The organism is Rhizobium sp. R86522 (assembly GCF_042466255.1).
GTDB lineage: Bacteria > Pseudomonadota > Alphaproteobacteria > Rhizobiales > Rhizobiaceae > Allorhizobium.
This window is the reverse complement of the sequence record NZ_JAXHBX010000001.1, coordinates 3,337,343-3,362,894: the sequence shown is the minus strand read 5'-3', so window position 1 is coordinate 3,362,894 and position 25,552 is coordinate 3,337,343. Positions and strand designations below refer to the sequence as shown.

23 protein-coding genes and 1 tRNA gene are annotated in these 25,552 nt (G+C 60.7%); 17 read left to right on the top strand and 7 right to left on the bottom strand.

Annotated elements, in window-relative coordinates; all coding sequences use genetic code 11:
• Positions 1 to 137: 137 nt before the first annotated feature.
• From SJY08_RS16245 to pyrC, 8 genes are all read left to right on the top strand, one after another.
• Entirely contained in the window at positions 138 to 1,220 is a 1,083-nt protein-coding gene (locus SJY08_RS16245; protein WP_054149100.1) for an ABC transporter permease, read from the top strand.
• Positions 1,220 to 2,002 (top strand): ATP-binding cassette domain-containing protein, encoded by a 783-nt coding sequence (locus SJY08_RS16240; protein ID WP_054149099.1) that lies wholly within the window; start codon positions 1,220 to 1,222, stop codon positions 2,000 to 2,002. The genes SJY08_RS16245 and SJY08_RS16240 overlap by 1 nt, the downstream gene beginning before the upstream one ends.
• Positions 1,999 to 2,622 (top strand): nucleoside triphosphate hydrolase, encoded by a 624-nt coding sequence (locus tag SJY08_RS16235; protein WP_377276903.1) that lies wholly within the window; start codon positions 1,999 to 2,001, stop codon positions 2,620 to 2,622. The genes SJY08_RS16240 and SJY08_RS16235 overlap by 4 nt, the downstream gene beginning before the upstream one ends.
• 202 nt (positions 2,623 to 2,824) lie before the next feature.
• Positions 2,825 to 3,220, top strand: coding sequence for a response regulator (locus SJY08_RS16230; protein ID WP_300889896.1), 396 nt, complete (start codon positions 2,825 to 2,827; stop codon positions 3,218 to 3,220).
• Between the two features lie 17 nt (positions 3,221 to 3,237).
• A complete protein-coding gene (locus SJY08_RS16225; RefSeq protein ID WP_069042420.1) occupies positions 3,238 to 3,732 on the top strand; it encodes a molybdopterin-dependent oxidoreductase in 495 nt (164 codons plus the stop codon).
• Positions 3,729 to 5,987, top strand: a complete 2,259-nt coding sequence (locus SJY08_RS16220) for an ATP-binding protein (RefSeq protein ID WP_377276900.1) — start codon at positions 3,729 to 3,731, stop codon at positions 5,985 to 5,987. The genes SJY08_RS16225 and SJY08_RS16220 overlap by 4 nt, the downstream gene beginning before the upstream one ends.
• A 17-nt stretch (positions 5,988 to 6,004) precedes the next feature.
• The gene (locus SJY08_RS16215) at positions 6,005 to 7,090 is read left to right on the top strand and encodes an HD domain-containing phosphohydrolase (RefSeq protein ID WP_054149095.1); all 1,086 of its coding nucleotides are present in this window, start codon (positions 6,005 to 6,007) and stop codon (positions 7,088 to 7,090) included.
• A 66-nt stretch (positions 7,091 to 7,156) separates the two neighbouring features.
• Positions 7,157 to 8,194: a dihydroorotase gene (gene pyrC / locus SJY08_RS16210; RefSeq protein ID WP_377276898.1), complete on the top strand. Its 1,038-nt coding sequence runs from the start codon at positions 7,157 to 7,159 to the stop codon at positions 8,192 to 8,194.
• Between the two features lie 69 nt (positions 8,195 to 8,263).
• Here the strand turns inward: pyrC and SJY08_RS16205 are convergent, their stop codons facing one another.
• Positions 8,264 to 8,419 (bottom strand): DUF3096 domain-containing protein, encoded by a 156-nt coding sequence (locus SJY08_RS16205; RefSeq protein ID WP_069042418.1) that lies wholly within the window; start codon positions 8,417 to 8,419, stop codon positions 8,264 to 8,266.
• Between the two features lie 129 nt (positions 8,420 to 8,548).
• On the opposite strand from SJY08_RS16205, the gene SJY08_RS16200 reads away from it, so the two are divergent.
• The 3 genes from SJY08_RS16200 (at position 8,549) to SJY08_RS16190 (ending at position 10,901) form a co-directional block, all read left to right on the top strand.
• Positions 8,549 to 9,241 carry an orotate phosphoribosyltransferase gene (locus tag SJY08_RS16200; protein WP_300889898.1) on the top strand — a complete coding sequence of 231 codons (693 nt, stop codon included), beginning with the start codon at positions 8,549 to 8,551 and terminating at the stop codon, positions 9,239 to 9,241.
• 77 nt (positions 9,242 to 9,318) lie between these two features.
• Entirely contained in the window at positions 9,319 to 10,245 is a 927-nt protein-coding gene (locus tag SJY08_RS16195; protein WP_300889899.1) for a carbohydrate kinase, read from the top strand.
• Between the two features lie 236 nt (positions 10,246 to 10,481).
• Positions 10,482 to 10,901 (top strand): hypothetical protein, encoded by a 420-nt coding sequence (locus SJY08_RS16190; RefSeq protein WP_377276895.1) that lies wholly within the window; start codon positions 10,482 to 10,484, stop codon positions 10,899 to 10,901.
• A 103-nt stretch (positions 10,902 to 11,004) separates the two neighbouring features.
• On the opposite strand, the gene pgi is transcribed toward SJY08_RS16190, so the two are convergent.
• Both pgi and SJY08_RS16180 read right to left on the bottom strand, forming a co-directional pair.
• On the bottom strand, positions 11,005 to 12,633 hold the full coding sequence (gene pgi, locus SJY08_RS16185; RefSeq protein ID WP_377276893.1) for a glucose-6-phosphate isomerase: 1,629 nt from the start codon (positions 12,631 to 12,633) through the stop codon (positions 11,005 to 11,007).
• Between the two features lie 102 nt (positions 12,634 to 12,735).
• Complete coding sequence (locus tag SJY08_RS16180) at positions 12,736 to 14,442, bottom strand: long-chain fatty acid--CoA ligase (protein ID WP_377276891.1); 1,707 nt, start codon at positions 14,440 to 14,442, stop codon at positions 12,736 to 12,738.
• Between the two features lie 230 nt (positions 14,443 to 14,672).
• Here SJY08_RS16180 and SJY08_RS16175 point away from each other — a divergent pair, with 230 nt between their 5' ends.
• Positions 14,673 to 15,068, top strand: coding sequence for a PRC-barrel domain-containing protein (locus SJY08_RS16175; protein ID WP_054149088.1), 396 nt, complete (start codon positions 14,673 to 14,675; stop codon positions 15,066 to 15,068).
• A gap of 232 nt (positions 15,069 to 15,300) precedes the next feature.
• Here the strand turns inward: SJY08_RS16175 and SJY08_RS16170 are convergent.
• The 3 genes from SJY08_RS16170 to SJY08_RS16160 all read right to left on the bottom strand — a co-directional run bounded on the left by SJY08_RS16170 (position 15,301) and on the right by SJY08_RS16160 (position 17,571).
• A tRNA-Thr gene (locus SJY08_RS16170) sits at positions 15,301 to 15,376 on the bottom strand.
• 125 nt (positions 15,377 to 15,501) lie between these two features.
• Entirely contained in the window at positions 15,502 to 16,563 is a 1,062-nt protein-coding gene (locus SJY08_RS16165; RefSeq protein WP_377276888.1) for a DUF1176 domain-containing protein, read from the bottom strand.
• 48 nt (positions 16,564 to 16,611) lie between these two features.
• Positions 16,612 to 17,571, bottom strand: coding sequence for an NAD(P)H-dependent flavin oxidoreductase (locus SJY08_RS16160; RefSeq protein WP_377276886.1), 960 nt, complete (start codon positions 17,569 to 17,571; stop codon positions 16,612 to 16,614).
• Positions 17,572 to 17,831: 260 nt separating this feature from the next.
• Here SJY08_RS16160 and SJY08_RS16155 point away from each other — a divergent pair, with 260 nt between their 5' ends.
• Positions 17,832 to 19,013: a hypothetical protein gene (locus tag SJY08_RS16155; RefSeq protein WP_069042411.1), complete on the top strand. Its 1,182-nt coding sequence runs from the start codon at positions 17,832 to 17,834 to the stop codon at positions 19,011 to 19,013.
• 53 nt (positions 19,014 to 19,066) lie between these two features.
• Here SJY08_RS16155 and ppk2 read toward each other — a convergent pair whose 3' ends face one another.
• On the bottom strand, positions 19,067 to 19,948 hold the full coding sequence (ppk2, locus tag SJY08_RS16150) for a polyphosphate kinase 2 (RefSeq protein ID WP_054149084.1): 882 nt from the start codon (positions 19,946 to 19,948) through the stop codon (positions 19,067 to 19,069).
• Between the two features lie 204 nt (positions 19,949 to 20,152).
• Between ppk2 and phoR the strand changes: the two genes are divergently transcribed.
• The 4 genes from phoR (at position 20,153) to pstA (ending at position 25,532) form a co-directional block, all read left to right on the top strand.
• The gene (gene phoR / locus SJY08_RS16145) at positions 20,153 to 21,409 is read left to right on the top strand and encodes a phosphate regulon sensor histidine kinase PhoR (protein ID WP_377276883.1); all 1,257 of its coding nucleotides are present in this window, start codon (positions 20,153 to 20,155) and stop codon (positions 21,407 to 21,409) included.
• Positions 21,410 to 21,595: 186 nt separating this feature from the next.
• Positions 21,596 to 22,651, top strand: a complete 1,056-nt coding sequence (locus tag SJY08_RS16140) for a PstS family phosphate ABC transporter substrate-binding protein (RefSeq protein WP_069042410.1) — start codon at positions 21,596 to 21,598, stop codon at positions 22,649 to 22,651.
• Positions 22,652 to 22,716: 65 nt separating this feature from the next.
• Positions 22,717 to 24,177, top strand: coding sequence for a phosphate ABC transporter permease subunit PstC (gene pstC / locus SJY08_RS16135; protein ID WP_054149082.1), 1,461 nt, complete (start codon positions 22,717 to 22,719; stop codon positions 24,175 to 24,177).
• A complete protein-coding gene (pstA, locus tag SJY08_RS16130) occupies positions 24,174 to 25,532 on the top strand; it encodes a phosphate ABC transporter permease PstA (protein WP_377276880.1) in 1,359 nt (452 codons plus the stop codon). Before pstC ends, pstA begins: the two co-directional genes overlap by 4 nt.
• Positions 25,533 to 25,552: the final 20 nt, after the last annotated feature.

Sequence of the window (25,552 nt, the reverse complement as noted above, 5' to 3'; positions counted from 1 at the left end):
AAACTCCTGCGCCTGAACTGAAACGTCGGCGGGAGCTCGTCTCCTGCCGCTAGGCGCAACGCCCGGCCTTTGCGCGGCGGCAGGTCGGGCGTATCCTTCATGTAAAATACTGAGACCAACGGCAGGGAGGATGACCCATGCAGCCGGCCAATCCCGAGACGCGGACCACGCAAGAATTTGAAAAGGTCCTGTCGTCGAGTTCGACCGAAGTCGCCTCGTTCGACCGTCATGAAAAGAGTGCCCTCGAGCGCTTCCAGCATTTCTTGCATTCAAGCCCGGCAGCCGTTGCGCTGATCGTGCTTGTTCTGTCGATCGCCGTCTTCGGCCTTATTCTCGGCGGCAAGTTCTTCTCCGCCTTCACGATGACGCTCATTCTGCAGCAGGTCGCGATTGTCGGGATCGTTGGAGCAGCGCAGACGCTGGTAATCCTGACGAAGGGCATCGATCTCTCGGTCGGCGCCATCATGGTTCTGTCGTCGGTGGTCATGGGCCAGTTTGCCTTCCGCTACGGCCTTCCTCCCGAGCTTGCCGTGATCTGCGGTCTCGGTGTCGGCGCCTTTTGCGGCTTCATCAATGGGGTGCTCGTGGCGCGCATGAAACTGCCGCCCTTCATTGTGACGCTCGGCATGTGGCAGATCGTGCTTGCCACCAACTTCCTTTATTCCGCCAACGAGACGATCCGCAGCCAGGACATCGATGCGAACGCGCCGATCCTCAAGTTCTTCGGCGAGAACATCCGCATGGGCGGCGCGGTGCTGACCTATGGCGTTATCGCCATGGTGCTCCTCGTTGCACTCCTCTGGTATGTGCTGAACCACACCGCCTGGGGCCGCCACGTCTATGCGGTCGGCGACGATCCGGATGCGGCGGAACTCGCAGGCGTCAACGTCAAGCGCATGCTGATCTCCGTCTACACGCTGTCCGGCCTCATCTGTGCACTCGCCGGCTGGGCCCTGATCGGCCGAATCGGCTCGGTTTCCCCGACCGCCGGACAGTTTGCCAATATCGAATCCATCACGGCCGTGGTGATCGGCGGCATCTCGCTCTTTGGCGGGCGTGGCTCGATCCTCGGCATGATCTTCGGCGCACTGATCGTCGGTGTCTTCCAGCTCGGCCTGCGCCTGATCGGCACGGACCCGCAATGGACCTATCTCTTGATCGGCGTTCTCATCATCGCCGCCGTGGCAATCGACCAGTGGATCAGAAAGGTAGCAGGCTGATGACCCAGGAACCCATTCTCACAGCCCGCGGCCTGGTCAAGCGTTACGGCCGCGTCACTGCCCTCGATCAGGCAGACTTCGATCTCTATCCCGGCGAAATCCTCGCCGTCATCGGTGACAACGGGGCCGGCAAGTCTTCGCTGATCAAGGCGATCTCCGGTGCCGTTTCGCCTGATGAGGGCGAGATCAGGCTCGAAGGCAAGCAGATCAATTTCCGCTCGCCGATCGATGCGCGCAATGCCGGCATCGAGACCGTGTACCAGAACCTCGCTCTGTCGCCGGCGCTCTCGATTGCCGACAACATGTTCCTCGGCCGCGAACTGCGCAAACCGGGCATCATGGGTAGCGTATTCCGTAAGCTGGACCGGCCGGCGATGGAGAAGATCGCCCGCGACAAGCTCTCCGAACTCGGCCTGATGACGATCCAGAACATCAATCAGGCGGTGGAGACGCTCTCGGGCGGCCAGCGCCAGGGTGTGGCAGTCGCGCGTGCGGCGGCATTCGGCTCCAAGGTCATCATCCTTGACGAGCCGACGGCCGCACTCGGGGTCAAGGAGAGCCGCAAGGTACTCGAACTGATCCTCGACGTCCGCTCGCGCGGCCTGCCGATCGTGCTGATCAGTCACAACATGCCGCATGTCTTCGAGGTTGCCGATCGCATCCACGTTCACCGTCTCGGAAAGCGTCTCTGCGTCATCAATCCGAAGGACTACACCATGTCGGATGCCGTCGCCTTCATGACGGGCGCCCGTCCGGCCCCAGAGGTCGAGCGCGCCGCATGACGCCGGTGCTGGATGATCTGATCACCGAGATCGAGCGGCGGGCGCAGGATGGCGTCCGCCTGCTCGTAGGTGTGGCCGGACCACCAGGCGCGGGTAAGTCAACTTTGGCGGATCGATTGCATCAAACTCTGACGGAGAGGGGCCACCGTAGCGCGGTTCTACCGATGGATGGCTTCCACCTCGACAATGCGATCCTTGAAGAGCGCGGTGACATCGCCCGCAAGGGCGCTCCGCATACTTTCGACATCAGGGGCCTGGGCGACATCCTGAGAGCCGTCAAGGCCGGCGGTGAAGTCTTCACGCCCGTCTTCGATCGTGACCGCGAACTCGCCATCGCCGCCGCGCGATGCATTGTCGCGGACGATCGCATCGTCATTGCCGAGGGCAATTATCTCCTGCTGCAGCAGGGGCGCTGGGCGAGCCTGGCGGATCTCTTCGACCTTACCGTCATGGTTGCGCCGCCGATCAGTGAACTGGAGCGCAGGCTCGTAGCACGCTGGACCCATTATGGTCTCACACCGGCACAGATCGAAGCGAAAGTGGAAGGCAATGATTTGCCCAATGGTAGGCTCGTCATCGAGCGCAGCGCGCCGGCCGATTTCACCTTCAATACGCTGTGAACACGCCCGTCTCAAGGTGTAGTCGAGCCTACGAAAATTCTTAAGTTCTAATTAAATGTGCCATCGGTAAAATTGTACCGGTTTGGTTCAGCGAATTTCAGCCTCCCCCTGATACAACTCCTCCATGAAAGGTTAACGCAGTTCCCGTCCGGCCTGGAAGGCTGACGGAGCCTGGGCTGGGCGTGTTCATGGGGGTTTGGAAATGGCCATACTAATTGTCGAAGACAATCCGACCAATGCGATGATCATCAAGCATCTCGCAAAGAAGGTCACCGTTGAAGAGATCAAGGTTGCCGGCGATGGCAACACGGCTCTGATGCTGTGTCATGCCGAGAACTTCGAAATGTTGATTGTTGACCACAAGCTGCCGGGCATGTCCGGGCTTCAGTTCGTCAAGGCCGTGCGCCTGATGGACCGTTACCGTGATGTTCCTGTGGTGATGGTGACGGCGGACGACGAGCCGCGTCTTCGCGAGGAAGCAAAGGCCGCCGGTATAACGGACTTCCTGCACAAGCCGGTTGAAGCGGTCGCCTTCCGCAAGCTGCTTTCGGATCACATCGGCGCGGGCGCCGTGCATCCGGAACTGCGTTCGGCCTAATCTGAAGGAGCTGCACCATGAAGAGCATTATCGCTGCGATACTTGCAATCGGTCTCTCTGCAACGGCCGCCCTGGCGCTGGAAGCGCCGAGCGGACCGGTCGTGCTGACCGTGACAGGCAAGATCTCCAATACCAATGCCGGTGACGCCGCTCAGTTCGACATGGCGATGCTGGAGAAGCTGAAAGGCCGCAAGGGCGAGATGGAAACGCCCTGGACGACTGGCAGGGTGACCTTCGAAGGCCCGCTCCTGCGCGAAATCCTCGCTGCAGTCGGTGCGACCGGCACGAATTTGAAGGTCCGCGCCCTGAACGACTACGCCGCCGATGTGCCAGCCGAAGATGCCAAGCTCGACACGATCCTCGCCACCAAGATTGATGGCAAGCCGATGTCGATACGCGACAAGGGCCCGCTCATGCTGGTCTATCCATTCGATCTGAATGCAGACCTGTTCAACGAGAAGTACTTCTCGCGGTCTGTCTGGCAGATCAAGGAAATCGAGGTCGGCCAGTGACATTGACAGGCGCCAAAGCCCGGAAATTTGCAGGCGGAGGCACTGTTGCCTTCGTTCTGCAGACCGTGTCTGCGGTGCTTTTGATCGTGCTTCTGGTTCTCTTTGTCGATATCGCGCGCCAATACCGGATCATGGAGGATGGCGTCCGCGAAAATTCGCTCTGGTCGGTCTATCAACTGGACCGCGAAGTACGACAGTTCAGTCATAGCCTGAGCAGCGCGAAAGCCGATCCACAGGATCCGCAACTGCTCGACGATCTGTCCCTGCGCTACGACATCCTCTATTCCCGCGTCTCGATCCTCGATCAAGCGAAGTTCGGGACCTACTTCTCCGGCGACGAGCTTATTCGCGGCTACATCGCCGCCGTGACGGAAGGTGTCCGCAAGGTCCAGCCGATCTTTGATGACTATGCGGACGGGATAACTCCGACCTCCGGGCAGCTGCAGGAACTTGACACTGCACTGGTTTCCATGGGCCGCGTGGCAGAGGATTTCCTGCTTTATACCAATACCCGTGTCAGCCACGAGCGCGCCGATAGCCGGTCAACGATCCTCAGCCTGGAGCGAACCTCCACCGTCATGCTGAGCCTGCTGATGGTGTCGGTGGTCTTCCTCGTCATTACGCTCAATCGACAGCTTCGCTCGGTCCGGCAGTCGAGCCATGAATTGCAGGTCATGGCAACTCAATTGAGTGAGGCCTATGAAGCGGCTGACGCCGGCAACCGCGCGAAGTCGCAATTCATGGCCACCATGGGCCACGAGATCCGTACGCCGCTGAATGCGATCCTCGGCATGTCGGAACTGCTCGAGCTTTCGGAACTGCCTGACGACACGATCCAGAGCGTCAAAACCATCCGCTCGTCTGGCGAGGCCCTGCTCGAGATCATCAACGAGATCCTCGACTTCTCCAAGATCGAGCACGGCAAGCTCGAGCTGGAGGAGCGTGCCTTCGACGTTTGTGCGCTCGCTGAAAGCACGGTCAGCATCATCCGCGGCCGCGCCGACGATCACGAGAACACGGTGATCCTCGACCTGCCGGATTCCCTGCAGGCGCTCTACGTCAAGACCGACCCGACGCGTCTGCGCCAGGTTCTCCTCAACCTCCTGTCGAATGCCGTCAAGTTCACCCATCACGGCACGGTGACGCTGCGCCTGCGCGACTTCTACCGCGAAGGCAAGCTGATGATCCGCTTCGAGGTGGAAGATACGGGCATCGGCATCGATGAGGCCGGCCTCGACAAGCTGTTCAAGCCCTTTTCCCAGGTCGATGCCTCGATCAGCCGTCGCTATGGCGGCACCGGTCTCGGCCTCACCATCTGCAAGCAGATCGTCGAGAAGCTGGGCGGCGAGCTCGGCATGAGCAGCACGGTCGGTGTCGGCTCGATCTTCTGGTTCGAACTGGGCGTTGTCCCGGTAACCCGCGAAGAAGCGAACGGTCTCGCCGCGCAGGTCGTCGCCGAAGAGACGTTGCCGCGATGCCGCATCCTGTTGGTCGAAGACAACAAGGTGAACCAGATTGTCGCCACCCGTTTCCTGGCGCGCCTGGGCCAGGATGTCGAGATTGCCAATGACGGTGCTGAAGCCGTGTCAATTTCTCGCGGGCAGCGCTTCGATTTGATCCTCATGGACATGCAGATGCCTGTCATGGACGGCATCGAGGCAACGAAGCGCATCATTGCCGAGCGCGGCCCCTCTGCCGATGTGCCGATCATCGCCATGACCGCAAACGCTTCTGACGACGATCGACGCCGTTGCCTTGATGCGGGCATGCAGGGATTTGAATCCAAGCCAGTGACACTTGAGAGATTGAAGAAAATGATTGCCCACACGACGTCTTCCGCACGCGAAAGTGCGCCGGCAGCGGCCACGACGACGGCCCCGCAGAAGCTTGAATTGCCTGAACTGGATTTTGCCGAGATCCCGCTTCACATGCCCGCCCTCGGCATCGAGGGGCTGGACGAAGCGCGTCACGCCGAACTGGTGGATGCCTTGGGCGAAGAGGTGTTCCAGGAGCTGGTGGAATCCTTCTTCGACGATGCGACCAGTCTGCTCGATGAGCTGAACGAGGCCCTTCGCCGCAACGACCCTGAGAAAATCGACCGTGTCCTGCACACCATCAAGGGCGCAGCCTCGAATGTCGGGCTCAATGATCTGGCCGTAAAGGCCCACGCGCTGCGCAGCCAGAGACCGGTTGCCGCGGATATCGAAATGCTGGGCGAGGAAATTCTCGCTCTGAAATTCAAACTGGTTGCCTGAGAAGCACGGAGGCGTTCATGCGTATTTTGTTGGTGGACGACAACAGCACCAATCTGAAGCTCCTGACGAAGCTCGTCGGTAAGCTCGATCACTGCGAAGCCTTGCCTTTTGCGAGCCCCGATTCCGTGCTGTCAGCCCTGCCGGAGCTCGATTTCGACATTGCCATCATCGATTACCAGATGCCGGTGTATAACGGGGTGGAGCTCTATACGGAGATCGTCCGTTTCGAGAAATATGCCAACGTCCCGGTGATCTTCGTCACCGCCGACAAGGACATGACGACCCGCATGGCGGCTCTCAATGCCGGTGCGATCGATTTCCTGACCAAGCCGGTGAACCCGGTCGAGTTTCAGGCGCGTGTGCAGAATATCGTCAGCCTTTCCCGTGCGCGTCGCCAGCTTGCCGACCAGGCCGAGTGGCTTCGCCGCGAGGTCGAACGTGCCGTGGGCGAACTGCGCGAGCGCGAGCAGGAGATAATCCATCGCCTGACCCTCGCTGCCGAGTACAAGGATCCGGAGACGGCCCGCCACACATTGCGTGTCGCTGCCTATTCGGAAGCGATCGCGATCGAGCTGGGTCTGCCGAGCCATGTCTGCCACGACATCCGGCTGGCGGCGCCCATGCACGACATCGGCAAGGTCGCAATGCCCGACACGGTTCTTCTGAAGCAGGGGCGTCTGACGGAAGCCGAATATCGCCAGATGCAGTCTCATGCGGAGATCGGAAGCGACATTCTCGGGCGCTCCCGTTCTTCGCTTCTGCAACTGGCCTCTGAGATTGCCGCCAGCCACCATGAGCGCTGGGACGGACAGGGCTACCCGAACCGTCTCGTCGGGACCGCAATCCCGATCTCCGGGCGCATCGTCTGCGTTGCCGACAACTTCGACGCGCTGACGACGGAACGCCCTTACAAGCCGGCCTGGAGCTTCGAGCGCACGGTCGAGCATATCCTCGGCCGCGCTGGCACCCAGTTCGATCCGGATTGTGTGGCCGCCTTCGAGCGGGCGCTTCCGCGGATCCAGGCGATCATGGAGCAGGATCGCCGTGAGCAGATGGAGGAAGCGGAAAAGACGATCGTATCAGCGAACGAACGGGTCGCCTGATCCTTTGATCCGGCGGGATGGACATGCTAAGGGCGGCGAGTTCTCGTCAAGCCGGAGGCTCGCCCCATGTCATCCCTTTCCATCCGCCGCCCCGACGACTGGCATTTGCATCTGCGCGATGGCGCGATGCTGGAAGGCGTGATCGGCGACACCAGCCGCCACTTCGCCCGTGCGATCATCATGCCGAACCTCGTACCGCCGGTGGTGACGACCGATGATGCGCGTGCCTATCGCGAGCGGATCCTGAAGGCGGTGCCGCAAGGTGACCGCTTCGAGCCGTTGATGACGCTCTATCTCACGGAACACACCAATCCCGATGACGTGGAAGAGGGCAAACGCTCCGGCCTGATCACGGCGGTGAAGCTCTACCCGGCCGGTGCCACGACCAATTCCCATGGCGGCGTACGCGACATGGAAAAGGCCATGCCCGTGCTGGAGCGCATGGCAAAGGTCGGGCTGCCGCTCTGCGTCCATGGCGAGGTGACGACGCCCGAAGTCGACATCTTCGACCGCGAAAAGGTCTTTATCGATACGGTTCTCGATCCGCTGCGCAAGCGCCTGCCGGAACTGAAGGTCACGATGGAGCACGTGACCACCGAGGACGGCATCGAGTATATCCGCAGCGCCGATCGCAACCTCGCCGGCTCGATCACCACCCATCATCTGATCATCAACCGCAACGACATTCTCGTCGGCGGTATCCAGCCGCATTACTACTGCCTCCCAGTCGCCAAGCGCGAGAACCATCGGCAGGCGCTGCGCAAGGCGGCCGTCTCCGGCGATGCCAGGTTCTTCCTCGGTACTGACAGCGCGCCGCATGTCGATCCGTCGAAAGAATGCGCCTGCGGCTGCGCCGGCATCTACACCTCGATCAACACCATGAGCTGCCTTGCCCATGTCTTCGAACAGGAGAATGCGCTTGATAAGCTCGAGGCATTCACCTCGCTGAACGGACCGGCCTGGTATGGCCTGCCCGCAAACGAAGAGACCATTACCCTGGTGAAGCGCACAGAGCCGGTCGAGTTTCCGGGCAAGATCTTCACGGGCGCCGGGCCGGTGACGGTCTTCAATCCGAAATTCCCGCTGCACTGGGATGTCGCCTGAACCGAAAAATGCCTCGCTGATAACGCGAGGCATTTTCTTGAAGGCGTGGAGGGGCTGAAACAGCCTGCGTCAGGTTCCGAGCGAGCCGAGCTGCGGCCAGAGGCCAAGCACGCCGATCACGATAAGATAGATCGCGACCACATAGTTCAAAAGGCGCGGCATGATGAGAATGAGAATGCCGGCGATGAGAGCGATGAGCGGCTGAATGACGAGCATGTTGTCCATGGAGATTTGTCCTTCGTGGATGGTGAGCCGTAAAGATCTGTCGAGGCTGATTGTTCCATGCCACGCCCATCTGGCGGGTCGCCCGGCTAGCTGCTATTGCCGAAGAAACCAGACAGACAGGAGCCCCCCATGATCCAGACCCCCTTCACCGATCCCGCCGTGATGGCTGAACTCGTGGCGAAGATGCTCTGGGAGATCAAGGCGGTACATTTCAATGCGGCCGAGCCCTACAAGCTTTCCTCGGGCATGAAGAGCCCTGTCTATATCGATTGCCGCAAGCTCCTCTCCTATCCGCGCGTGCGCTCCAGTGTCATGGATTTTGCCGCAGCGACGCTCATGCGTAATGCCGGCTTCGAGCAGTTCGACTGCATCGCCGGTGGCGAGACGGCGGGCATTCCCTTTGCAGCCCTGCTCGCAGATCGCCTCGGCCTGCCGATGATCTATGTCCGCAAGGCCCCCAAGGGCCATGGCCGCAATGCCCAGATCGAAGGCCACATGCCGGAAGGGTCGCGCGTTCTCGTGATCGAGGACCTGACGACGGCCGGCGGCAGTATGTTCAAGTTCATCGATGCGATCCGAGCAGCCGGTGGCGTTGTCGATCACGGCATTGCACTGTTCTTCTACGGCATCTTCCCGGAAGCCCTGCAGCGCTTCGACGACGGCAAGGTGAAGCTGCATTACATCGCCACCTGGCGGAACGTCTTGGCCGTCGCCCGCGAGCAGAAGCTCTTCGACGAAAAGACGCTGTCGGAAGTCGAGGCCTTCCTCGATGCGCCACTCGAATGGTCTGGCCGCAATGGCGGGGTTTCGTCGCTCGCCTGAGCAGATGCTCGCAGTCGCACTGGAAATCCCACGCGACTTGGTTTAAATCGATTGAAACTGATGTCTGGGAGGTCGAGATGATCCTGTGTTGCGGCGAAGCGCTGATCGACATGTTGCCACGCGAAACCACGCTCGGCGAACGCGCCTTTTCGCCCTATGCCGGCGGCGCGATCTTCAACACGGCAATTGCGCTTGGCCGTCTTGGCATCGAGACAGGCTTCTTTACCGGCCTCTCCGACGACATGCTGGGCGATATCCTGCGCGACACGCTGAAATCCTCGGGTGTCGATTTCAGCTATTGCGCCACGCTCTCGCGCCCCTGCACGATCGCGCTCGTCAAGCTCACCAACGGCCAGGCATCCTATGCCTTCTATGACGAGAACACGGCAGGCCGGATGATCACGGAAGCCGATCTGCCCACCCTCGATGACAGCTGCGAGGCCCTGCATTTCGGTGCGATCAGCCTGATCCCGGAACCCTGCGGCTCGACCTATGAGGCGCTGATGACCCGCGAGCACAAGACCCGCGTGATCTCGCTCGACCCGAACATCCGCCCCGGCTTCATCAAGGACAAACCCGCCCACCAGGCCCGCATCGCCCGCATGGCCGATATGTCCGACATCCTGAAATTCTCCGACGAAGACCTCGATTGGTTCGATCTCCAGGGCAGCCAGGACGAACGTGCCGCCTATTGGCTGACGCGCGGCGCCAAGCTGGTCGTGCTGACCAAGGGCGCAGAAGGGGCGACAGCCTACACCGCCAATTTCAAGGTCTCGGTGCCCTCGAACAAGGTCGAAGTCGTCGACACCGTCGGCGCCGGCGACACGTTTGATGCGGGCATTTTGGCTTCCCTGAAGCGTCAGGGATTGCTGACCAAGGAGACGGTAGCAAAGCTCTCGGAAGAGGCTGTGCGCGAGGCGCTGACGGTTGGCGCCAAGGCTGCGGCCGTGACTGTGTCGCGAGCAGGGGCCAATCCGCCGACGGCGGCTGAGATTGGGTTCTGAGACGGACGCGACCGCAAGGGTCGCCATACGATTTGCGTAGCGTCTTGCAAGGGCGGGGGTATATCCGGCATGCCGATGCCGGGCATCTCTACGTGAACCAACGTAAAGTTGGCGCCGTCCGCGAGAACTAGCAGACGCGCAGATCACTCCGTTCCGAACAGTAAAATACAGTCTGAAAAATTAAGCCCCGGGCAACGTCTCCACCATAGATTGTGTTTGGCTGTTGGAGGCGGGAAATGAACCTTTATTCGAAGTTTAAGTCATTGTGCTTGGCGGTTTTCATCGCAGCTGCAGGTTTCGCTTTGGCAGAAGCCGGAGAATTTGAAGGGATCTGGCGGCAGGTAGAGTCTAACGCCGGTGAATGTGGCAATTGCTCGCTTACCATCACTCGGGTGGGAGATGCTCTGACAGTGATTGCCAACAACGACTGGTATGCAGCGGCCGTACCTGTTCCTAAACGTACGGCAGCCGAGTTGCCTTCTGCACTGGGAACTGGCGTTTGGAAGAACGGAGGTCAGAAAAAGTCAATGAAAATTGCGCTGATCCGAGATCAGGACGAGCTTCAGGTGCTGCTAATTGTCGGAGGAGGCGCTAGCGCTCAGACGATAGCCGCAACTTTCCGAAAGCGCGTTCAAGCTTCAGGAAGCGGAAGTTAAGGCCACGGCAATCGTGGTTCGAGGCACGATGGCCGAAATCTCTCCGCGAAACTGAGGATCAAAGAGCAGCCTGTTACAGGCAATACCTCGATCCCCCGTCTCCTCACCCCATCTTCCGCTCCGCCAGCGCTGAGACAAGCCCGACCGTCGAGCTGTCATGCCCGGTCGCGGCGACCTTGCCCTGCACTACCGGCAGCAGACCCGTTGCCAGCTCCTTGCCGAGCTCCACGCCCCATTGGTCAAATGAGTTGATGCGGAAGACGACGCCTTCGACGAAGACGCGGTGTTCGTAGAGCGCGATAAGGCGGCCCAGCGTGAAGGGGGTCAGTTGCTCGTAGACGAAGGTGATCGACGGGCGATTGCCGGAGAAGACGCGGTGCGGGGCGAGGAAGTCGGCTTCTTCGCTGGCAACACCCTTGGCGGTCAACTGGCTCTTGGCCTCAGTCAGCGTGCGGCCCTTCATCAGGGCTTCCGACTGTGCCAGGCAATTGGCGATCAAGAGTTCGTGCTGGTGGCGCAATTCCGGCTCGAAGCCGTTGGCGGCGATCAGGAATTCGGCCGGGATGACGCTCGTGCCCTGGTGGATGAGCTGGTAGAAGGCATGCTGGCCATTGGTGCCGGGTTCGCCCCAGACGACAGGCCCCGACGCGCCCTGGACCGGCTTTCCGTCGATGGTGACGCTCTTGCCGTTCGATTCCATGTCCAGCTGCTGCAGATAGGCCGGGAAGCGTGACAGCCGCTGGTCATAGGGCAGGATCGCCCGCGTCGCATAGTTCAGCACGTTGCGATGATAGACGCCAAGCGCGCCGAGCAGCATCGGCAGGTTCGCACGGAAGGGGGCGTTGCGGAAATGCTCGTCCATGGCATGGCCGCCGGCAAGGAAATCGCCGAAATTGTCGGGCCCGATCGCGATCATCAGCGGCAGGCCGATGGCCGACCAGATCGAATAACGCCCGCCGACCCAATCCCAAAAGCCGAAGACGCGGGCCGGATCGATGCCGAAGGCGGCGACCTTGTCGAGCGCGGTCGACACGGCGCAGAAGTGATGGCCGACGGCCGCTTCGCCTAGCGCACCGGCAATGAAGGCGCGCGCCGTCTGGGCGTTGGTCATCGTCTCGATGGTGGTGAAGGTCTTCGACGCCACGATGAAGAGCGTGGTCTCGGGTGCAAGCGTCTTCAGCGTGTCGGCAATATGCGCGCCGTCGATATTGGAGACGAAATGCAGGCGCGGGCCGTCATGGAAGGGCGAGAGCGCAAGCGTCGCCATGACAGGCCCGAGATCCGAGCCGCCGATACCGATATTGACGACGTCCGTGATCGCCTTGCCGGTGGCACCCTTCATCTCGCCGGAGCGGATGCCATCGGCGAACTTGCCCATGGCGTCGAGCACGCCGTTCACATCAGGCATGACATCGCGCCCATCGACCATGACGGGACGGTTGGAGCGGTTGCGCAGCGCCGTGTGGAGAACGGCGCGCCCCTCGGTGAAATTGATCGGTGCGCCCGAGAACATCTCGTCGCGCTTTTCGGCGACCCCGGCCGTCACCAGCAGCTGCTCGAGCTGATCGAGCACCTCGTCGTTTACGGCGCATTTGGAGTAATCCATCATGAGGTCGTCGAGCGAAGCGGAAAACCGGCTGAAGCGCTCAGGATCGGCGGCAAAGGCGGCGCGCAGGTCTTCGGCGTGGGTGGCGGCGACCGTGCTCGTCAGCGTGTCGATGATGGATTGCATCGGAATGTCCCTGGTTCGACGATGATGCCGGGGACCTTATTAGCGAGTTGAGACGGGATCAAGACGAAGGGGAGGCTAGAGCCTCCCCAAATTTAAATCGATTTATTTTCCGTCGCGCAACTCGCGCCGCAGGATCTTGCCGACATTGGTTTTCGGCAGTTCGGTGCGGAATTCGATATAGCGTGGCCGCTTGTAGTTGGTGAGATTGGCGGCGCAATGCGCCTTCAGCTCGTCGATGGTCAGGTTCTCGTCCTTCTTGACCACGAAGAGCTTCACCGCTTCGCCCGAATGCTCGTCCGGCACGCCGACGGCAGCACATTCGAGCACGCCGGCATGCATGACAGCCACTTCCTCGATCTCGTTCGGATAGACGTTGAAGCCGGAGACGAGGATCATGTCCTTCTTGCGGTCGACGATCTTCACATAGCCGCGTTCGTCCATCAGGCCCATGTCGCCGGAGCGGAAGAAGCCGTCATCGCTCATCACCTTGGCGGTCTCTTCCGGGCGCTGCCAGTAGCCGGCCATGACCTGTGGGCCGCGGATGCAGATCTCGCCGACTTCGCCGATCGCCATCGTGACACCATCCTCGTCACGGATCTCGATATCGGTAGAAGGCAGCGGCAGGCCGATCATGCCGGTGAACTCACGCGCATCGAGGCGGTTGACGGTCGCAACCGGCGATGTTTCGGAGAGGCCATAGCCTTCGGTGATCGGACGCCCCGTCATCTCAAGCCAGCGCTCGGCAACCGGTCGCTGGATCGCCATGCCGCCGCCGAGCACAAGCATCAGCGAGGAGAAATCGATCTTCTTGAATTCCGGATTGTTCATCATCGCGTTGAACAGCGTATTCAGGCCCGGGAAGACATGCGCCTTAAAGCTCTGCAGCTCCTTGATGAAGGCCGGGATGTCGCGCGGATTGGCGATCAGCAGGTTGTGCGCACCGAGCGCCACGCCCATCAGCGAATTCACCGTCAGCGCGAAAATATGATAGAGCGGCAGCGCGCAGACGAAGTTCAGCACGTCAGGGCGGTTCTGCCCGGCAAAGGCGGCTTCCAGCCAGAGCGCGATCTGCTGTTTGTTGGCGAGCAGGTTGGCATGGGTGAGCGTCGCGCCCTTGGAAACCCCCGTGGTGCCGCCGGTATACTGAAGGAAGGCGACATCGCTGGACACCACCTCGACAGGCTTCAGGGTGAGTTTTTCACCTTCGGCCAGCATGGCCTTGAAGCCGGTATTGCCCGGGATCGACCAGGCAGGCACCAGCTTTTTGACCTTGCGCACAACGAGGTTGACGATGTGGCCTTTGAGGCCGAGCATGTCACCCATGGTGCAGACCACGACATGCTTGACGTCGGTACGCGCCACGACCTGCTCGACCGTATGGGCGAAATTCTCAAGCACGACGATCGCCTTGGCGCCGGAATCTTTGAGCTGGTGCTCGAGTTCGCGCGGGGTGTAGAGCGGGTTGACGTTTACGACCGTCATGCCGGCGCGCAGGATGCCGTAGACGGTGACAGGATTCTGCAGGATGTTCGGCGTCATCACGGCAACGCGGTCGCCCTTGACGAGGCCCTTCGACTGCAGCCAGGCGCCGACCTTGCGGGACTGCTGTTCCAGTTCGCGGAAGGTCATGCCGCGGCCCATGCTGGAGAAGGCGAGGCGGTCGGCAAATTTCGCGCAGCTCGCTTCGAAAAGCGCCCCGAGCGAGGGATGCGCATGCGGCGCGATCTCGGCCGGAACCGATGCCGGATAGGAGTTGACCCAGATTTTTTCCGCGGCGCGGCCGCTGAGGCGGCTCAGAGTTTCCGTCATGTAATCCTCCCGAAAATCATTGGTCTGCCGGCACGCCCTTTCGGGACTGGTTCCTCCTCAGGTCCCGAAAGCTTATGCTTTCGCACCGGCAGTGCAAGTGTGAGAACGCTATATAACCTTGACGTAAACGTCAACATTCTGTCGCTTGGCTGTTCAAGTGGTTTGTGGGGAACCATGCTTGAGGGCCACCCGTTACCTCTTTCATCGACAACCAAGAAGGAGGACTTCTCATGTTGCAGGAAAAACGAAACACCGCCGCCGGCCAGGATCCTTACGTCAAGGACACCCCGAGCCTGATCGCCAGCGACAAGGTCGAAGGCACTGCCGTCTATGGCCGCGATGGTGACCGCATCGGCTCCATCCAGCGCGTTATCCTCGAGAAGAAGGGTGGACGCGTTGCCTACGCCGTCCTTGGCTTCGGCGGCTTCTGGGGAATTGGCGACGACTATTATCCGCTCCCCTGGGAAAAGCTCACTTATGACGAGAGCTTGGACGGCTATCGCATCGATCTGACCAAGGAACAGGTCGAGGGTGCGCCGCGCGCCCGCGACGATAGCGATGAGTGGTATCGCAACAATGGTCGCTCGGTCTACGACTACTATGGTGTTCCGCCATACTGGATCTGATCGGCCGATCACCAATCAAATTGCCGGAAGGGCCTCGCAAGTCGGGGCCCTTTTGCCGTTCGTGTCGATGGAATTGGGCAAGGTGGACGGCAGCGTAATCGCGCTGCAGCAGGAGAGACGTCAATCAACCCGCCCGAGCCCGTACTAAAGTTTACGGCACTCGCGCCCGACGGCGCTCATTGCACAGAATGTCTCGGCGGGGAAGGGAAGGGCCTTAGAATATTTCAGGAAATGGTGCCGCTTGCAGGACTCGAACCTGCGACCCCATCATTACGAATGATGTGCTCTACCACCTGAGCTAAAGCGGCCAGCGCTGGAGCGGGAAAAATCCCGTCGCGTTTGGTGAGGGGCTGATACAGGGATTGTCCGCTGATTTCAAGACGCATTTCGGCGGCCGCGGAAAAATTCCGCAGCCGCCCTGTTTGCTTTCCGATTATCGGAGAGGCCAGGACTTCGGCCAGTTTGCAGGATCAACGGCCTCGTTTTCGTCGATCTCGGCCGGGCAGTCCCTGAACGCCTCCTCGACGAGCACGAGTTGCGGGCCCATTGCGCCTTTTGCGAATTTCCATTCGTTGTAGGTTCCGCAATCGCCCACGCCGCGTCCCTTGAAGAAGGCGGAGAAGGCCTTCGCCTCGTAATCATAACTCAGATTGAAGGCGCTGGTGACGGCACTCGGTGCGCCCTCCTGCATCGTCGGGAAAGGCAGTGTCGATACCGTGCCATAGACTTCCACGAAGACGGCATAGGGAAAGTTGTAGGCGCCGCCCATGCCGCAGGGCGTAATATAAAGTGTCTGCTCCTCGGCGATTTTGTGGGCAAGCGCGTTGCCGTCAAGCATGGCTTCTTCCGTTTCCGCACATTCGCCCCCATCAGCGAAGCGGGCGCGGACTGTTTCGGGGAAGTCAGCGAAGCGGCGGATGTCCGATACCGGCGGGGGCGGATTCGGGGCCTTGTCGCCCATGGCGCTCATGGCATCAACGTGACCGACACGTTTCTGGAACTCGTCGATGAACAGCAGGCTCGCGGCAGCACCCGCAAGCGGGACGTCGCCTTCGGCAGTCATTTGACTGCGGGAAATGGTGATCTTGGCCGTTGTGCCGTTTTTCAGGCTGTCGATCAGGCCGCTGCCGATGAAGTTGCCGGACAGCGAGAGAGCCTGCGCATTTGCGTCGATCGCGATTTCCTTGTCCTTGAAGGTCGTCGGCGCACCGCCGTCGATCGAAATCGCAACGATCAGCTCACCCTCGCCCTCAAGAAGAGCACTCTCGGAAGGGGAAATCAAAAGCGCGACGGGCGCTTCCGGCAAGCCACTGCGCTGCAGCTCCAAGCCCGAGACGGGGTTGTCGGAGATGAACTGGCGCATGCTGCAGGACTGCGTCTGCGAGCAACTCACCTGCCAGGATTTGAACTCCTTGTAGGCGCCGTCGGCAGCGTTGACGGCAAAGGAGCTGCCGGCCAGAGCGGCAAGCGTTAGGCTCAAAGTGGATAGACGCATATGGGGTCCCCGCAAATCAGTGTTGCGGGGACGCTAGCAGCGGCAGTCTCAGCCGCAAATCGCCTTTTTTGCGCCTATATATTCGCGCTCAAACCGATCGACCACGGCAGCGACCGGCTCGACGGCCTTCACCGCCCCGATGCCCTGGCCGCAGCCCCAGATGTCCTTCCAGGCCTTGGCGCCTGTGGTCGCCTTGTCGAAGTCCATCTTCGAGGGATCGGCTACCGGCAGATTATCAGGGTCCATGCCGGCGGCGACGATCGATGGCTTCAGATAGTTGCCGTGAATGCCGGTAAAGTAGTTGGAGTAGACAATGTCGTTGGCATGCGCATCGACGATCGCCTGCTTGTATTCGTCAGACGCACGCGCTTCTTCCGTCGCAATGAAGGGCGAGCCGATATAGGCCATGTCGGCGCCCATTGCCTGGGCAGCGAGCACCGCACCGCCATTGGCAATCGCGCCGGCGAGCAAAAGCGGTCCATCGAACCATTCGCGGATTTCCTGGACGAGGGCAAAAGGCGAGAGCGTTCCGGCGTGGCCGCCCGCTCCCGTCGCCACCGCAATCAGCCCGTCTGCGCCCTTGCGGATCGCCGAATTGGCATGGCGGTTGTTGATCACGTCATGCAGCACGATACCGCCATAGGAATGTACCGCGGCATTCACCTCCGGCACGGCGCCGAGCGAGGAGATGACGATGGGCACCTTGTATTTGACGCACATCATCAGGTCATGCTCGAGCCGCTTGTTCGACATGTGCACGATCTGGTTCACTGCGAAGGGGGCGGCCGGGCGATCCGGGTTCTTCGCATTGTGAGCGGCGAGTTCCTCGGTGATTTCGGCCAGCCATTCGTCGAGTTGCGCCTCCGGCCGGGCATTCAGCGCCGGGAACGAGCCGACGATTCCCGCCTTGCACTGGGCGAGCGTCAGTTTCGGATGTGATATGATGAAGAGCGGCGAGGCGACGACGGGGAGCCTCAGATTGTCTTTCAGGATCGGCGGCAGGGCCATCACTTCACCTCCCATGAAGTTTACGTTTACGCAAACGTCAAATAGCAGAACATGGACGGCGAGGAAAGCCGGTCCTATGCTCGACGGTCATGCAAGCGTCGGATCCCGGAAATGCTGACATTGCCCACGCAGCCTCATTCCTGTGTTTATTCGGCGCCATACGGGTTTTCCGGGCTTGTGCTTGAAATATCCAGAGTTTACCGAATCGAAACTATGATTGCGATGTGGCTGGGGCGATCCCCGAAGGAGTATGGCGGCCAATGAGTGGATTGGAAACGGCCATCAGGAACGCCCTGGCGCGCGCCGACCGTTCGAATGCGGAGGCCCGCGCCCGGGTCTATCAGTCTGCCCGTCAGGCGCTCGAAACGGGTCTGCGCAAGCAGAACATCGACGACCCCGAATCCATAGACTATCAGCGCCGCCGACTGGAGGCGCTCATCCATTCCATCGAGCTCGAAGAGCGCACGCGTCTGGAAGTGCGTCCCGAACCTTCGGTGCCTCACCCGGCCGCACCGGTGGCGGCGCCGTCACAGCGGGCTGCCGAGCCGACGGCACCAACGCCGCCCGATCGGCGAACCGGTCGTGTCGAGCCCGGCTTCGCCGCAGGTGATCCGCCAGTCGGCGCCCAGACAGGCTACCGCGAGCCTTCTTTCGACGAAGAGCCCGAAATCGCGGCGAGGGCGTCTGTTGACGCTCATGCCGATGATGAAGGGCCAATGCCGGACATGCGGTCCGAGCGTCCCCTGCAGGCACCGCGCCGGCGCCGCGGGATTGTGGCTCGACTGACCATCATGTCGATTTTCTTGGCGACGCTCGGGATCGGCGCATGGTGGATCTACTCCTCCGGGCTGCTGCTCACGGAGGCCGAGCGCGACACCTCGGTGCCCAATCCGCCGCCGCGCGCCGAAGCCGAAGACTTTACCGGAGCACCCGAGACGACTTCCCCGTCGGAGCCTGCCGGGCCGCAGGCGCTCGATGCACGCGGTGGCTTCTCGGATGACTGGATCGAGGTCTTTGCGCCGCAGCAGGTCTCGGCGCTTCGTCCCCGCGCCAATGCGCTCGTCGATATTGTCACGGCCAGCGACGGCAGTGCCGCCCAGATCGTCTCGCGCAGCGGTGACGAGGCTGGCGTGATCGAAGTGACCGTGCCGACGGAGGTTCTGCGTGAAATGGCAGGCCGCACCTCCACGATTGCGCTCACTGTGCAGTCGATTGATGACGAGCCTGTGCAGATCTCGGTCGAATGCGATTTCCCGCGCATGGGCGACTGTCCGCGCCACCGCTTCACGGTCAACCCGCAAAAGCTCGATGCGCTGTTCCGCGTCTCCTTCGACAACGGCATGGCACCGTCCACTCCGGGCCGCCTCTTGATCAATGCGGATCTCTCAGGCAGCGGACGCGGCGTGAACCTCTACGCGATCCGCGTGCTGCCCGGCCAGTGACAGTCACGCGGGCTTGAGGCGGGGTGCGGCTGGCTCCCCCCAAAAGATAAAGGTCACTTCAGGAAGTCGGGGCCGCTGCCGATGATCTTCTTGTCGAGCTTGCCGATCTTCTCGACATCCTTGCCTTCGTAATCGAGCGACAGCAGCATGTGGCGGATGAGGTTCAACCGCGCGCGGCGCTTGTCATTGGCGTGCAACACCGTCCACGGCGCGCGCTCGGTGTGGGTTTCCTTCAACATCCGGTCGCGCTTCTTCGTGTAATCGTCCCATTTGTGCAGGGCTGCAATATCCATTGGTGAGAGTTTCCAGCACTTCAGGGGATCGTGACGACGGTCATGGAAGCGCTTGAGCTGCATTTCCTGTCCGGTATCCAGCCAGAACTTGAAGAAGCGGATGCCCTCCCGTTCGATCAGCTTCTCGAAGCGCGGCACCTGCTCGAGAAAGCTCTCGTACTGGTCGGGCGTGCAGAAGCCCATGACCGGTTCGACACCGGCGCGGTTATACCAGGAGCGGTCAAAGAGCACGAACTCGCCGGCCGTTGGAAAGTGCGAGACATAGCGCTGGAAATACCATTGACCGCGCTCCGTTTCGGTCGGCTTGGTCAAGGCGACCACGCGAGCGGAGCGGGGGTTCATATAAGAAAGTGTCGCATGGATGGCGCCGCCCTTGCCGGCGGCATCCCGGCCCTCGAACAAGGCCATGACGCGTTCGCCGGTCTTCTGCATCCAGAACTGCACCTTCACCAGCTCGATCTGCAGCTGGGTGAGTTCCTTTGCGTAGTTCTTTTCGGAGAGCTTCTTGTCATAGGGAAAGCCACCGGACTTAAGCGCCTTGTCTTCGATCCAGTCCGGCAGGTCCGGCAGTTCGATGTCGAAGACCTGCTGGGTTTCACCGACCGAGAGGGTAACTGCCCTCTTTTCCGTTTGCGCGTCCATCCTCGGCTCCCTTTGTCTTGCTCGTTTCGATGGTCTTAATTGAGCCCAAGCCGAAATGAAGTTCAAGCATCTCGGTTCCATCTTGCGGCACATCGATCGATCCGCCGGGGAAAGGGCCCGGCAAGTGATGGCACAGCAGTGTAACTTCTGTCATGAATCAGGGCTATCAGACTTGGACAATGACAGGGCGGAGAATGCGCGCGCATGCAGGATGATAGGGGTGACGGTTGGCGCAAGGATCTCCGGCGGCTGCTTTCGGCCTGGGTCTATATTCTCGCTGCCGCTGTCCTTTCGGTCAGTGCCTGGGCGACTGGTGCTGCCACCGGGTATGCGATACTGCTGTTCGTCCTGCTCTTCCTGCTCGTGGTTTTTCGGCAGCTGCCCGAGGACGACACGCCGGCTGCGCCGACGCTAACCGTTGCGGAGCCCGATTCGCCGGCTGATCCGCTTCCCCTTATCCTTGCATCGCTCGACGGCCTCGACATGCCGATCTTCGTCCTCAGTCCTGAGGCCGAGTTGATTGCCCAGAACCAGGCCGCTCAGAAGGTGTTCGGCGAGCTCGTCGTCGGCCTGCATGTCTCGACCCGTTGGCGCTCCCCCGGGATCCTCGACATGATCCGGGAGACGATCGAAACCGCTCAGCCCAACCAGATCGAGCACTCCGAGCGTCACCCTTCCGAACGAGTCTATGTGGTGCGGGTCGCGCCGATCGATGCCGACAAGGCGGCCGGCGCATCCTATTTCCTTCTGTCGTTCAAGGATATCTCGGAGCTGCGCCGTCTTGATCGCATGCGCAGCGACTTCGTTGCCAATGCCAGTCACGAATTGCGCACGCCGCTCGCATCGCTGCGCGGGTTTATCGAAACCATGCAGGGGCCGGCCCGCGACGATGCGAAGGCCAAGGACCGGTTTCTCGCCATCATGCTCGATCAGGCAAACCGCATGAGCCGCCTGGTGGACGATCTCCTGTCCCTGTCGCGGCTGGAGCTCAAAGCCCATGTCGCACCGGACCAGAGGGTGGAGCTCGCGCCGATCCTTGGCCATGTCAGGGACAGCCTCGCTCCGCTGGCAGCCGAGCTCGGCGTCGAGATCCGCCTCGATCTCCCCGAGGAGAAGATCGAAGTCTTGGGTGAGCGCGACGAGCTCGTTGAGGTCTTCGAAAACCTGATCGAAAACGCCTGCAAATACGGTCAAGACGGCGAAGTGGTCGAGGTTGCGCTCCGCCGCGATGCTGGCGGTGCGACGGAGGTCAGCGTCCGCGACCACGGTCCTGGCATTCCCGCGGAACATGTGCCGCGCCTGACCGAACGATTTTACCGCGTCAATGTCGAGGACAGCCGTTCGAAAAAGGGGACCGGGCTCGGCCTTGCGATTGTCAAGCATATCCTCACGCGCCATCGGGCGCGGCTCGTGGTGAAGTCGGAATTGGGCAGTGGCAGCGTCTTCACCGTGCGCTTCTGACACATTCAGCCGAAGAAGTCGGGCCTTCTGAAAATTTCCCGTTAAATTTCAGAGGCTTGAATTGTCACAAATGTTTCATTGAACTGACATAAAAGCAAAGCCGAAGAGCCGCTAAGACGTCTCTGCCGGGCCGCGACGGACGCGATTGCGGCCACAGACACAAAAACTCATCCACGGGAGAGTATGATGAACATTCTGAAAATTTCTGTTGCGGCGCTGGTCGCCTCCGTTGCCTTCACTGGCGCGGCTGCAGCTCGTGATCAGGTCCAGGTTACCGGTTCCTCGACCGTGCTGCCGTATTCCACCATCGTTGCCGAAGCTTTCGGCGAAAACTTCTCTTTCCCGACGCCGGTCGTTGAAGGCGGCGGTTCGGGTGCTGGCCGCAAGAAGCTTTGCGAAGGCGTTGGCGCCAACACAGTTGACATCGCCAACTCGTCCTCGCGCATGTCCAAGGGTGACTACGAGCTCTGCGTATCGAACGGCGTGACCGAAGTCATGGAAGTTCGCTTCGGCTATGACGGCATCGTCTTCGCTTCCGACCTCAACGGTCCGGAATTTGCATTTACCCCGGCTGACATCCATGGCGCGCTGGCTGCCAAGGTTGTTAAGGACGGCGCGCTCGTCGACAACACCCGCAAGACCTGGGCTGATGTAAACGCTTCCTTCCCTGCGCAGGATATCCTCGCTTTCGTTCCGGGCACCAAGCACGGCACTCGCGAAGTGTTCGACGTGAAGGTTATCGAAGCCGGCTGCAAGAAGTCGGGCGCTTACGACCTGCATCTGGCAGCTTCGACCGCCGCTGACGACAAGGCAAAGGCCGCAGAAGCCGCCAAGGCTTGCCTGGCGCTGCGCACCGATGGCGTTTCCGTTGATATCGACGGCGACTACACCGAGACGCTGGCCCGCGTTGACGCGAACAAGAACGGCATCGGCGTATTCGGTCTGTCGTTCTACCAGAACAACACCGACAAGCTGCGCGTTGCCACGATGGACGGTATCGTTCCGACGACTGAAGCCATTGCAAAGGGCGAGTATCCGGTTTCGCGTCCACTTTTCTTCTACGTCAAGAAGGCGCATCTCGGCGTGATCCCGGGTCTGCAGGAATACATCGACTTCTTCGTATCGGACGAGATGGCTGGTCCTGACGGCCCGCTGGCTGCCTATGGCCTCGTGTCGGACCCAGAACTGAAGAAGACCCAGGAAATGGTTGCCGCTGGTACGCCGATGGCGCCGGTAGAGTGATCCTTATCTGACACAGGAGGGCGCCACGAGGCGCCCTCCTTCCTCTTGCGAAAACCGGATTTCCCATGAGCGTCGGCATTCTGTCCTTAATCCTACTGACATTGGCCGTGATTGGCTTTTTCTTTGGCAGGCGACGCGCGATGCAGAGCGCGAACGGCGATGCCCGGAACCTTCATTCGCTGCCGGGCTATTATGGTCAGACTGTTGCCTTGTTTACGGCAGTGCCTGCCTTCCTGCTGATGGCCATCTGGCTTGTCGCGCAGCCTTTGTGGATCGACTCGCGCATTGTCGGTCTGCTGGGTTCGCAGGTGGCATTCGACGCCACATCCACGACGCTTGCGGTCGAAGACGTGCGCCGCATCGCCGATGGCCTTGACGCCCTGCAGCAGCGATCCGGCTTGTCTGACGATGAATTGCAGAACATGCGGGCTGATTTTTCGGACGTTCGGGGGCGCCTGGCCGAGGTCGGGGTTGCTTTGGGTGCAGAAGTCCGGCCTGAAATCTTCGAGGCCGCCAAGGAATACCGCGTCATGCAGCGCTCTGGCGCAACGATGATGACGGTTGCCGTCTTGGTCCTCGCGGTGTCGGGCTTCATCTTCGCCTTCATGCGCGTTCACCGTGACTTCCGTGCCCGGAATGTGTCGGAAACCTTTGTGCGCTGGCTGTTGATCGCCTCGGCCGGCGTGGCGATCCTGACTACTTTCGGCATCGTGATGTCTCTCCTCTCAGAGAGTATCCGCTTCTTTGGACTTTATCCCATCTGGGACTTCTATTTTGGCTTGACCTGGAACCCGCAGTTCCGCGGCGGTTCCGAACTTGGTCTGATCCCGCTTCTATGGGGTACGCTCTACATTAGTTTCGTTTCGATGTGTGTAGCCGTTCCAATTGGCCTGTTCGCGGCGATTTACACGGCAGAATATGCCTCGCCGCGGGTCCGCTCAGTGGTCAAACCGGTGATTGAAGTGATCGCCGGCATCCCGACCGTCGTGTTCGGCCTGTTTGCACTAGTGACCGTCGGCCCGTTCCTGCGCGACTATTTCGCCATGCCATTTGGTCTCGGTAATTCGGGGTCCTCGGTTCTCACCGCCGGGCTCGTGATCGGCATCCTCAACATCCCCTTCATCTCGTCGCTGGCCGATGACATCATCAATTCCGTGCCGCAGTCGATGCGCGACGGGGCTCTGGGCCTGGGTTCGACGAAATCCGAGACCATCCGCAGGGTCGTGCTGCCTGCGGCCCTTCCCGGCATTGTCGGGGCTGTCCTGCTCGCCGCCAGCCGTGCAATCGGCGAAACCATGATCGTGGTCATGGGGGCAGGGGCAGCCGCCAAGCTGGACTTGAACCCCTTCCAGGCCATGACGACGATCACCGTGAAGATCGTCAGTCAGTTGACGGGCGACCTTGCCTTTGACTCGCCGGAGACGCTCGTGGCCTTCGCGCTTGGCCTAACGCTGTTCGTGATTACGCTTGGGCTCAACATCTTCGCGCTTTGGATCGTGCGCAAATACCGGGAACAATACGAATGACCGACATCATCGATCGCACTCCTTTCGCAATGCCGCAGGCCGGCAGTTCGCTCATGAGCGAGACCCCGCTGATGAAGCGTCGCAATGCCGCAGAAATTCGGTTCCGCATGTATGGTGTCGCCGCGATCGTGATCGCGCTGCTCACCCTGGCGATCATGCTGTTCACCATTATCCGTGACGGCTCTTCGGCATTCGTTCAGGCGACGATCAGCTATCCCGTCGTGATCGACGCTGCGGTCGTGGACAAGACCGGTTCGCGCGATCCGGCGCAGATGGCTTCGGTGACGACGATCGGCTACGCGCGCATCCTGGGTGAATCTCTGGTCAAGTATCTGGCCGAAGAGGGTATTGCAGTCGAGGGCATGTCCCGAAAGGAAGTCACCGACATGATTTCCAAGGATGCTCCGGCTCGGCTGCGCGACACTGTCCTGGCCGATCCGTCACTGGTAGGCCAGACGATCACTGTGAACGTTTTCGCCACAGGCCGCGTGGATGGCTATCTCAAGGGTCGCGTGACGCGCGAAATAGCTGAACGGGATTCCAATGTGACTCCCGCGCAGCTGGACCTGGCCGACAAGCTGGTCGAAGCTGGCATCCTCGCATCGAAGTTCAACTGGAGCTTCATCACGGCGCCTGATGCGTCCGACTTGCGCCCGGAAGCCGCGGGCCTTGGCATCGCCATCATGGGTACGGCCTACATGATGTTCCTCGTGGTGATCATGTCCTTGCCTCTCGGCGTGGCTGCCGCGATCTATCTCGAGGAATTCGCGCCGCGAAACTGGTTCACCGATTTGATCGAAGTGAACATCTCGAACCTTGCTGCCGTGCCGTCGATCGTTTTCGGTATCCTTGGACTTGCGGTCTTCATCAACTTCGTAGGGCTCCCGGCATCCTCCCCGATTGTCGGGGCGCTGGTCATCACGTTGATGTCGCTGCCGACCATCATCATTGCGACGCGCGCCGCGATCCGTGCCGTCCCGCCATCCATTCGCGATGCCGCTTTGGGCGTCGGAGCGTCGAAGATGCAGACTGTGTTCCACCATGTCCTGCCTCTGGCCGCGCCCGGCATCATGACCGGAGCGATCCTCAGCCTCGCATCCGCAGCGGGTGAAACCGGCCCGCTGCTGCTGATCGGCATGGTTGCCTACGTGGCGAACTATCCGGCGGGGCCGTTTGAAGGTGGCTTCCTCGACCCGGCCAGCGCACTCCCGGTACAGGTCTATTCCTGGGCGTCGCGTGCCGATCCGGCCTTTATCGAACGGTCCTCGGGTGCCATCATTGTTCTGCTGCTCTTCCTGCTGGTCATGAACATCCTTGCCATTGTCCTGCGCCGCCGCTTCGAGCGCCGTTGGTAAATCCCAGAAGGACACCCTCG

What these genes read in the sequence shown, in the direction of transcription:
- SJY08_RS16245 (WP_054149100.1), top strand. Translation starts at nt 138, where the DNA reads ATGCAGCCGGCCAATCCCGAGACGCGGACCACGCAAGAATTTGAAAAG.
- SJY08_RS16240 (WP_054149099.1), top strand. Translation starts at nt 1,220, where the DNA reads ATGACCCAGGAACCCATTCTCACAGCCCGCGGCCTGGTCAAGCGTTAC.
- SJY08_RS16235 (WP_377276903.1), top strand. Translation starts at nt 1,999, where the DNA reads ATGACGCCGGTGCTGGATGATCTGATCACCGAGATCGAGCGGCGGGCG.
- SJY08_RS16230 (WP_300889896.1), top strand. Translation starts at nt 2,825, where the DNA reads ATGGCCATACTAATTGTCGAAGACAATCCGACCAATGCGATGATCATC.
- SJY08_RS16225 (WP_069042420.1), top strand. Translation starts at nt 3,238, where the DNA reads ATGAAGAGCATTATCGCTGCGATACTTGCAATCGGTCTCTCTGCAACG.
- SJY08_RS16215 (WP_054149095.1), top strand. Translation starts at nt 6,005, where the DNA reads ATGCGTATTTTGTTGGTGGACGACAACAGCACCAATCTGAAGCTCCTG.
- pyrC (WP_377276898.1), top strand. Translation starts at nt 7,157, where the DNA reads ATGTCATCCCTTTCCATCCGCCGCCCCGACGACTGGCATTTGCATCTG.
- SJY08_RS16205 (WP_069042418.1), bottom strand. Translation starts at nt 8,419, where the DNA reads ATGGACAACATGCTCGTCATTCAGCCGCTCATCGCTCTCATCGCCGGC.
- SJY08_RS16200 (WP_300889898.1), top strand. Translation starts at nt 8,549, where the DNA reads ATGATCCAGACCCCCTTCACCGATCCCGCCGTGATGGCTGAACTCGTG.
- SJY08_RS16195 (WP_300889899.1), top strand. Translation starts at nt 9,319, where the DNA reads ATGATCCTGTGTTGCGGCGAAGCGCTGATCGACATGTTGCCACGCGAA.
- SJY08_RS16190 (WP_377276895.1), top strand. Translation starts at nt 10,482, where the DNA reads ATGAACCTTTATTCGAAGTTTAAGTCATTGTGCTTGGCGGTTTTCATC.
- pgi (WP_377276893.1), bottom strand. Translation starts at nt 12,633, where the DNA reads ATGCAATCCATCATCGACACGCTGACGAGCACGGTCGCCGCCACCCAC.
- SJY08_RS16180 (WP_377276891.1), bottom strand. Translation starts at nt 14,442, where the DNA reads ATGACGGAAACTCTGAGCCGCCTCAGCGGCCGCGCCGCGGAAAAAATC.
- SJY08_RS16175 (WP_054149088.1), top strand. Translation starts at nt 14,673, where the DNA reads ATGTTGCAGGAAAAACGAAACACCGCCGCCGGCCAGGATCCTTACGTC.
- SJY08_RS16165 (WP_377276888.1), bottom strand. Translation starts at nt 16,563, where the DNA reads ATGCGTCTATCCACTTTGAGCCTAACGCTTGCCGCTCTGGCCGGCAGC.
- SJY08_RS16160 (WP_377276886.1), bottom strand. Translation starts at nt 17,571, where the DNA reads ATGGCCCTGCCGCCGATCCTGAAAGACAATCTGAGGCTCCCCGTCGTC.
- SJY08_RS16155 (WP_069042411.1), top strand. Translation starts at nt 17,832, where the DNA reads ATGAGTGGATTGGAAACGGCCATCAGGAACGCCCTGGCGCGCGCCGAC.
- ppk2 (WP_054149084.1), bottom strand. Translation starts at nt 19,948, where the DNA reads ATGGACGCGCAAACGGAAAAGAGGGCAGTTACCCTCTCGGTCGGTGAA.
- phoR (WP_377276883.1), top strand. Translation starts at nt 20,153, where the DNA reads ATGCAGGATGATAGGGGTGACGGTTGGCGCAAGGATCTCCGGCGGCTG.
- SJY08_RS16140 (WP_069042410.1), top strand. Translation starts at nt 21,596, where the DNA reads ATGAACATTCTGAAAATTTCTGTTGCGGCGCTGGTCGCCTCCGTTGCC.
- pstC (WP_054149082.1), top strand. Translation starts at nt 22,717, where the DNA reads ATGAGCGTCGGCATTCTGTCCTTAATCCTACTGACATTGGCCGTGATT.
- pstA (WP_377276880.1), top strand. Translation starts at nt 24,174, where the DNA reads ATGACCGACATCATCGATCGCACTCCTTTCGCAATGCCGCAGGCCGGC.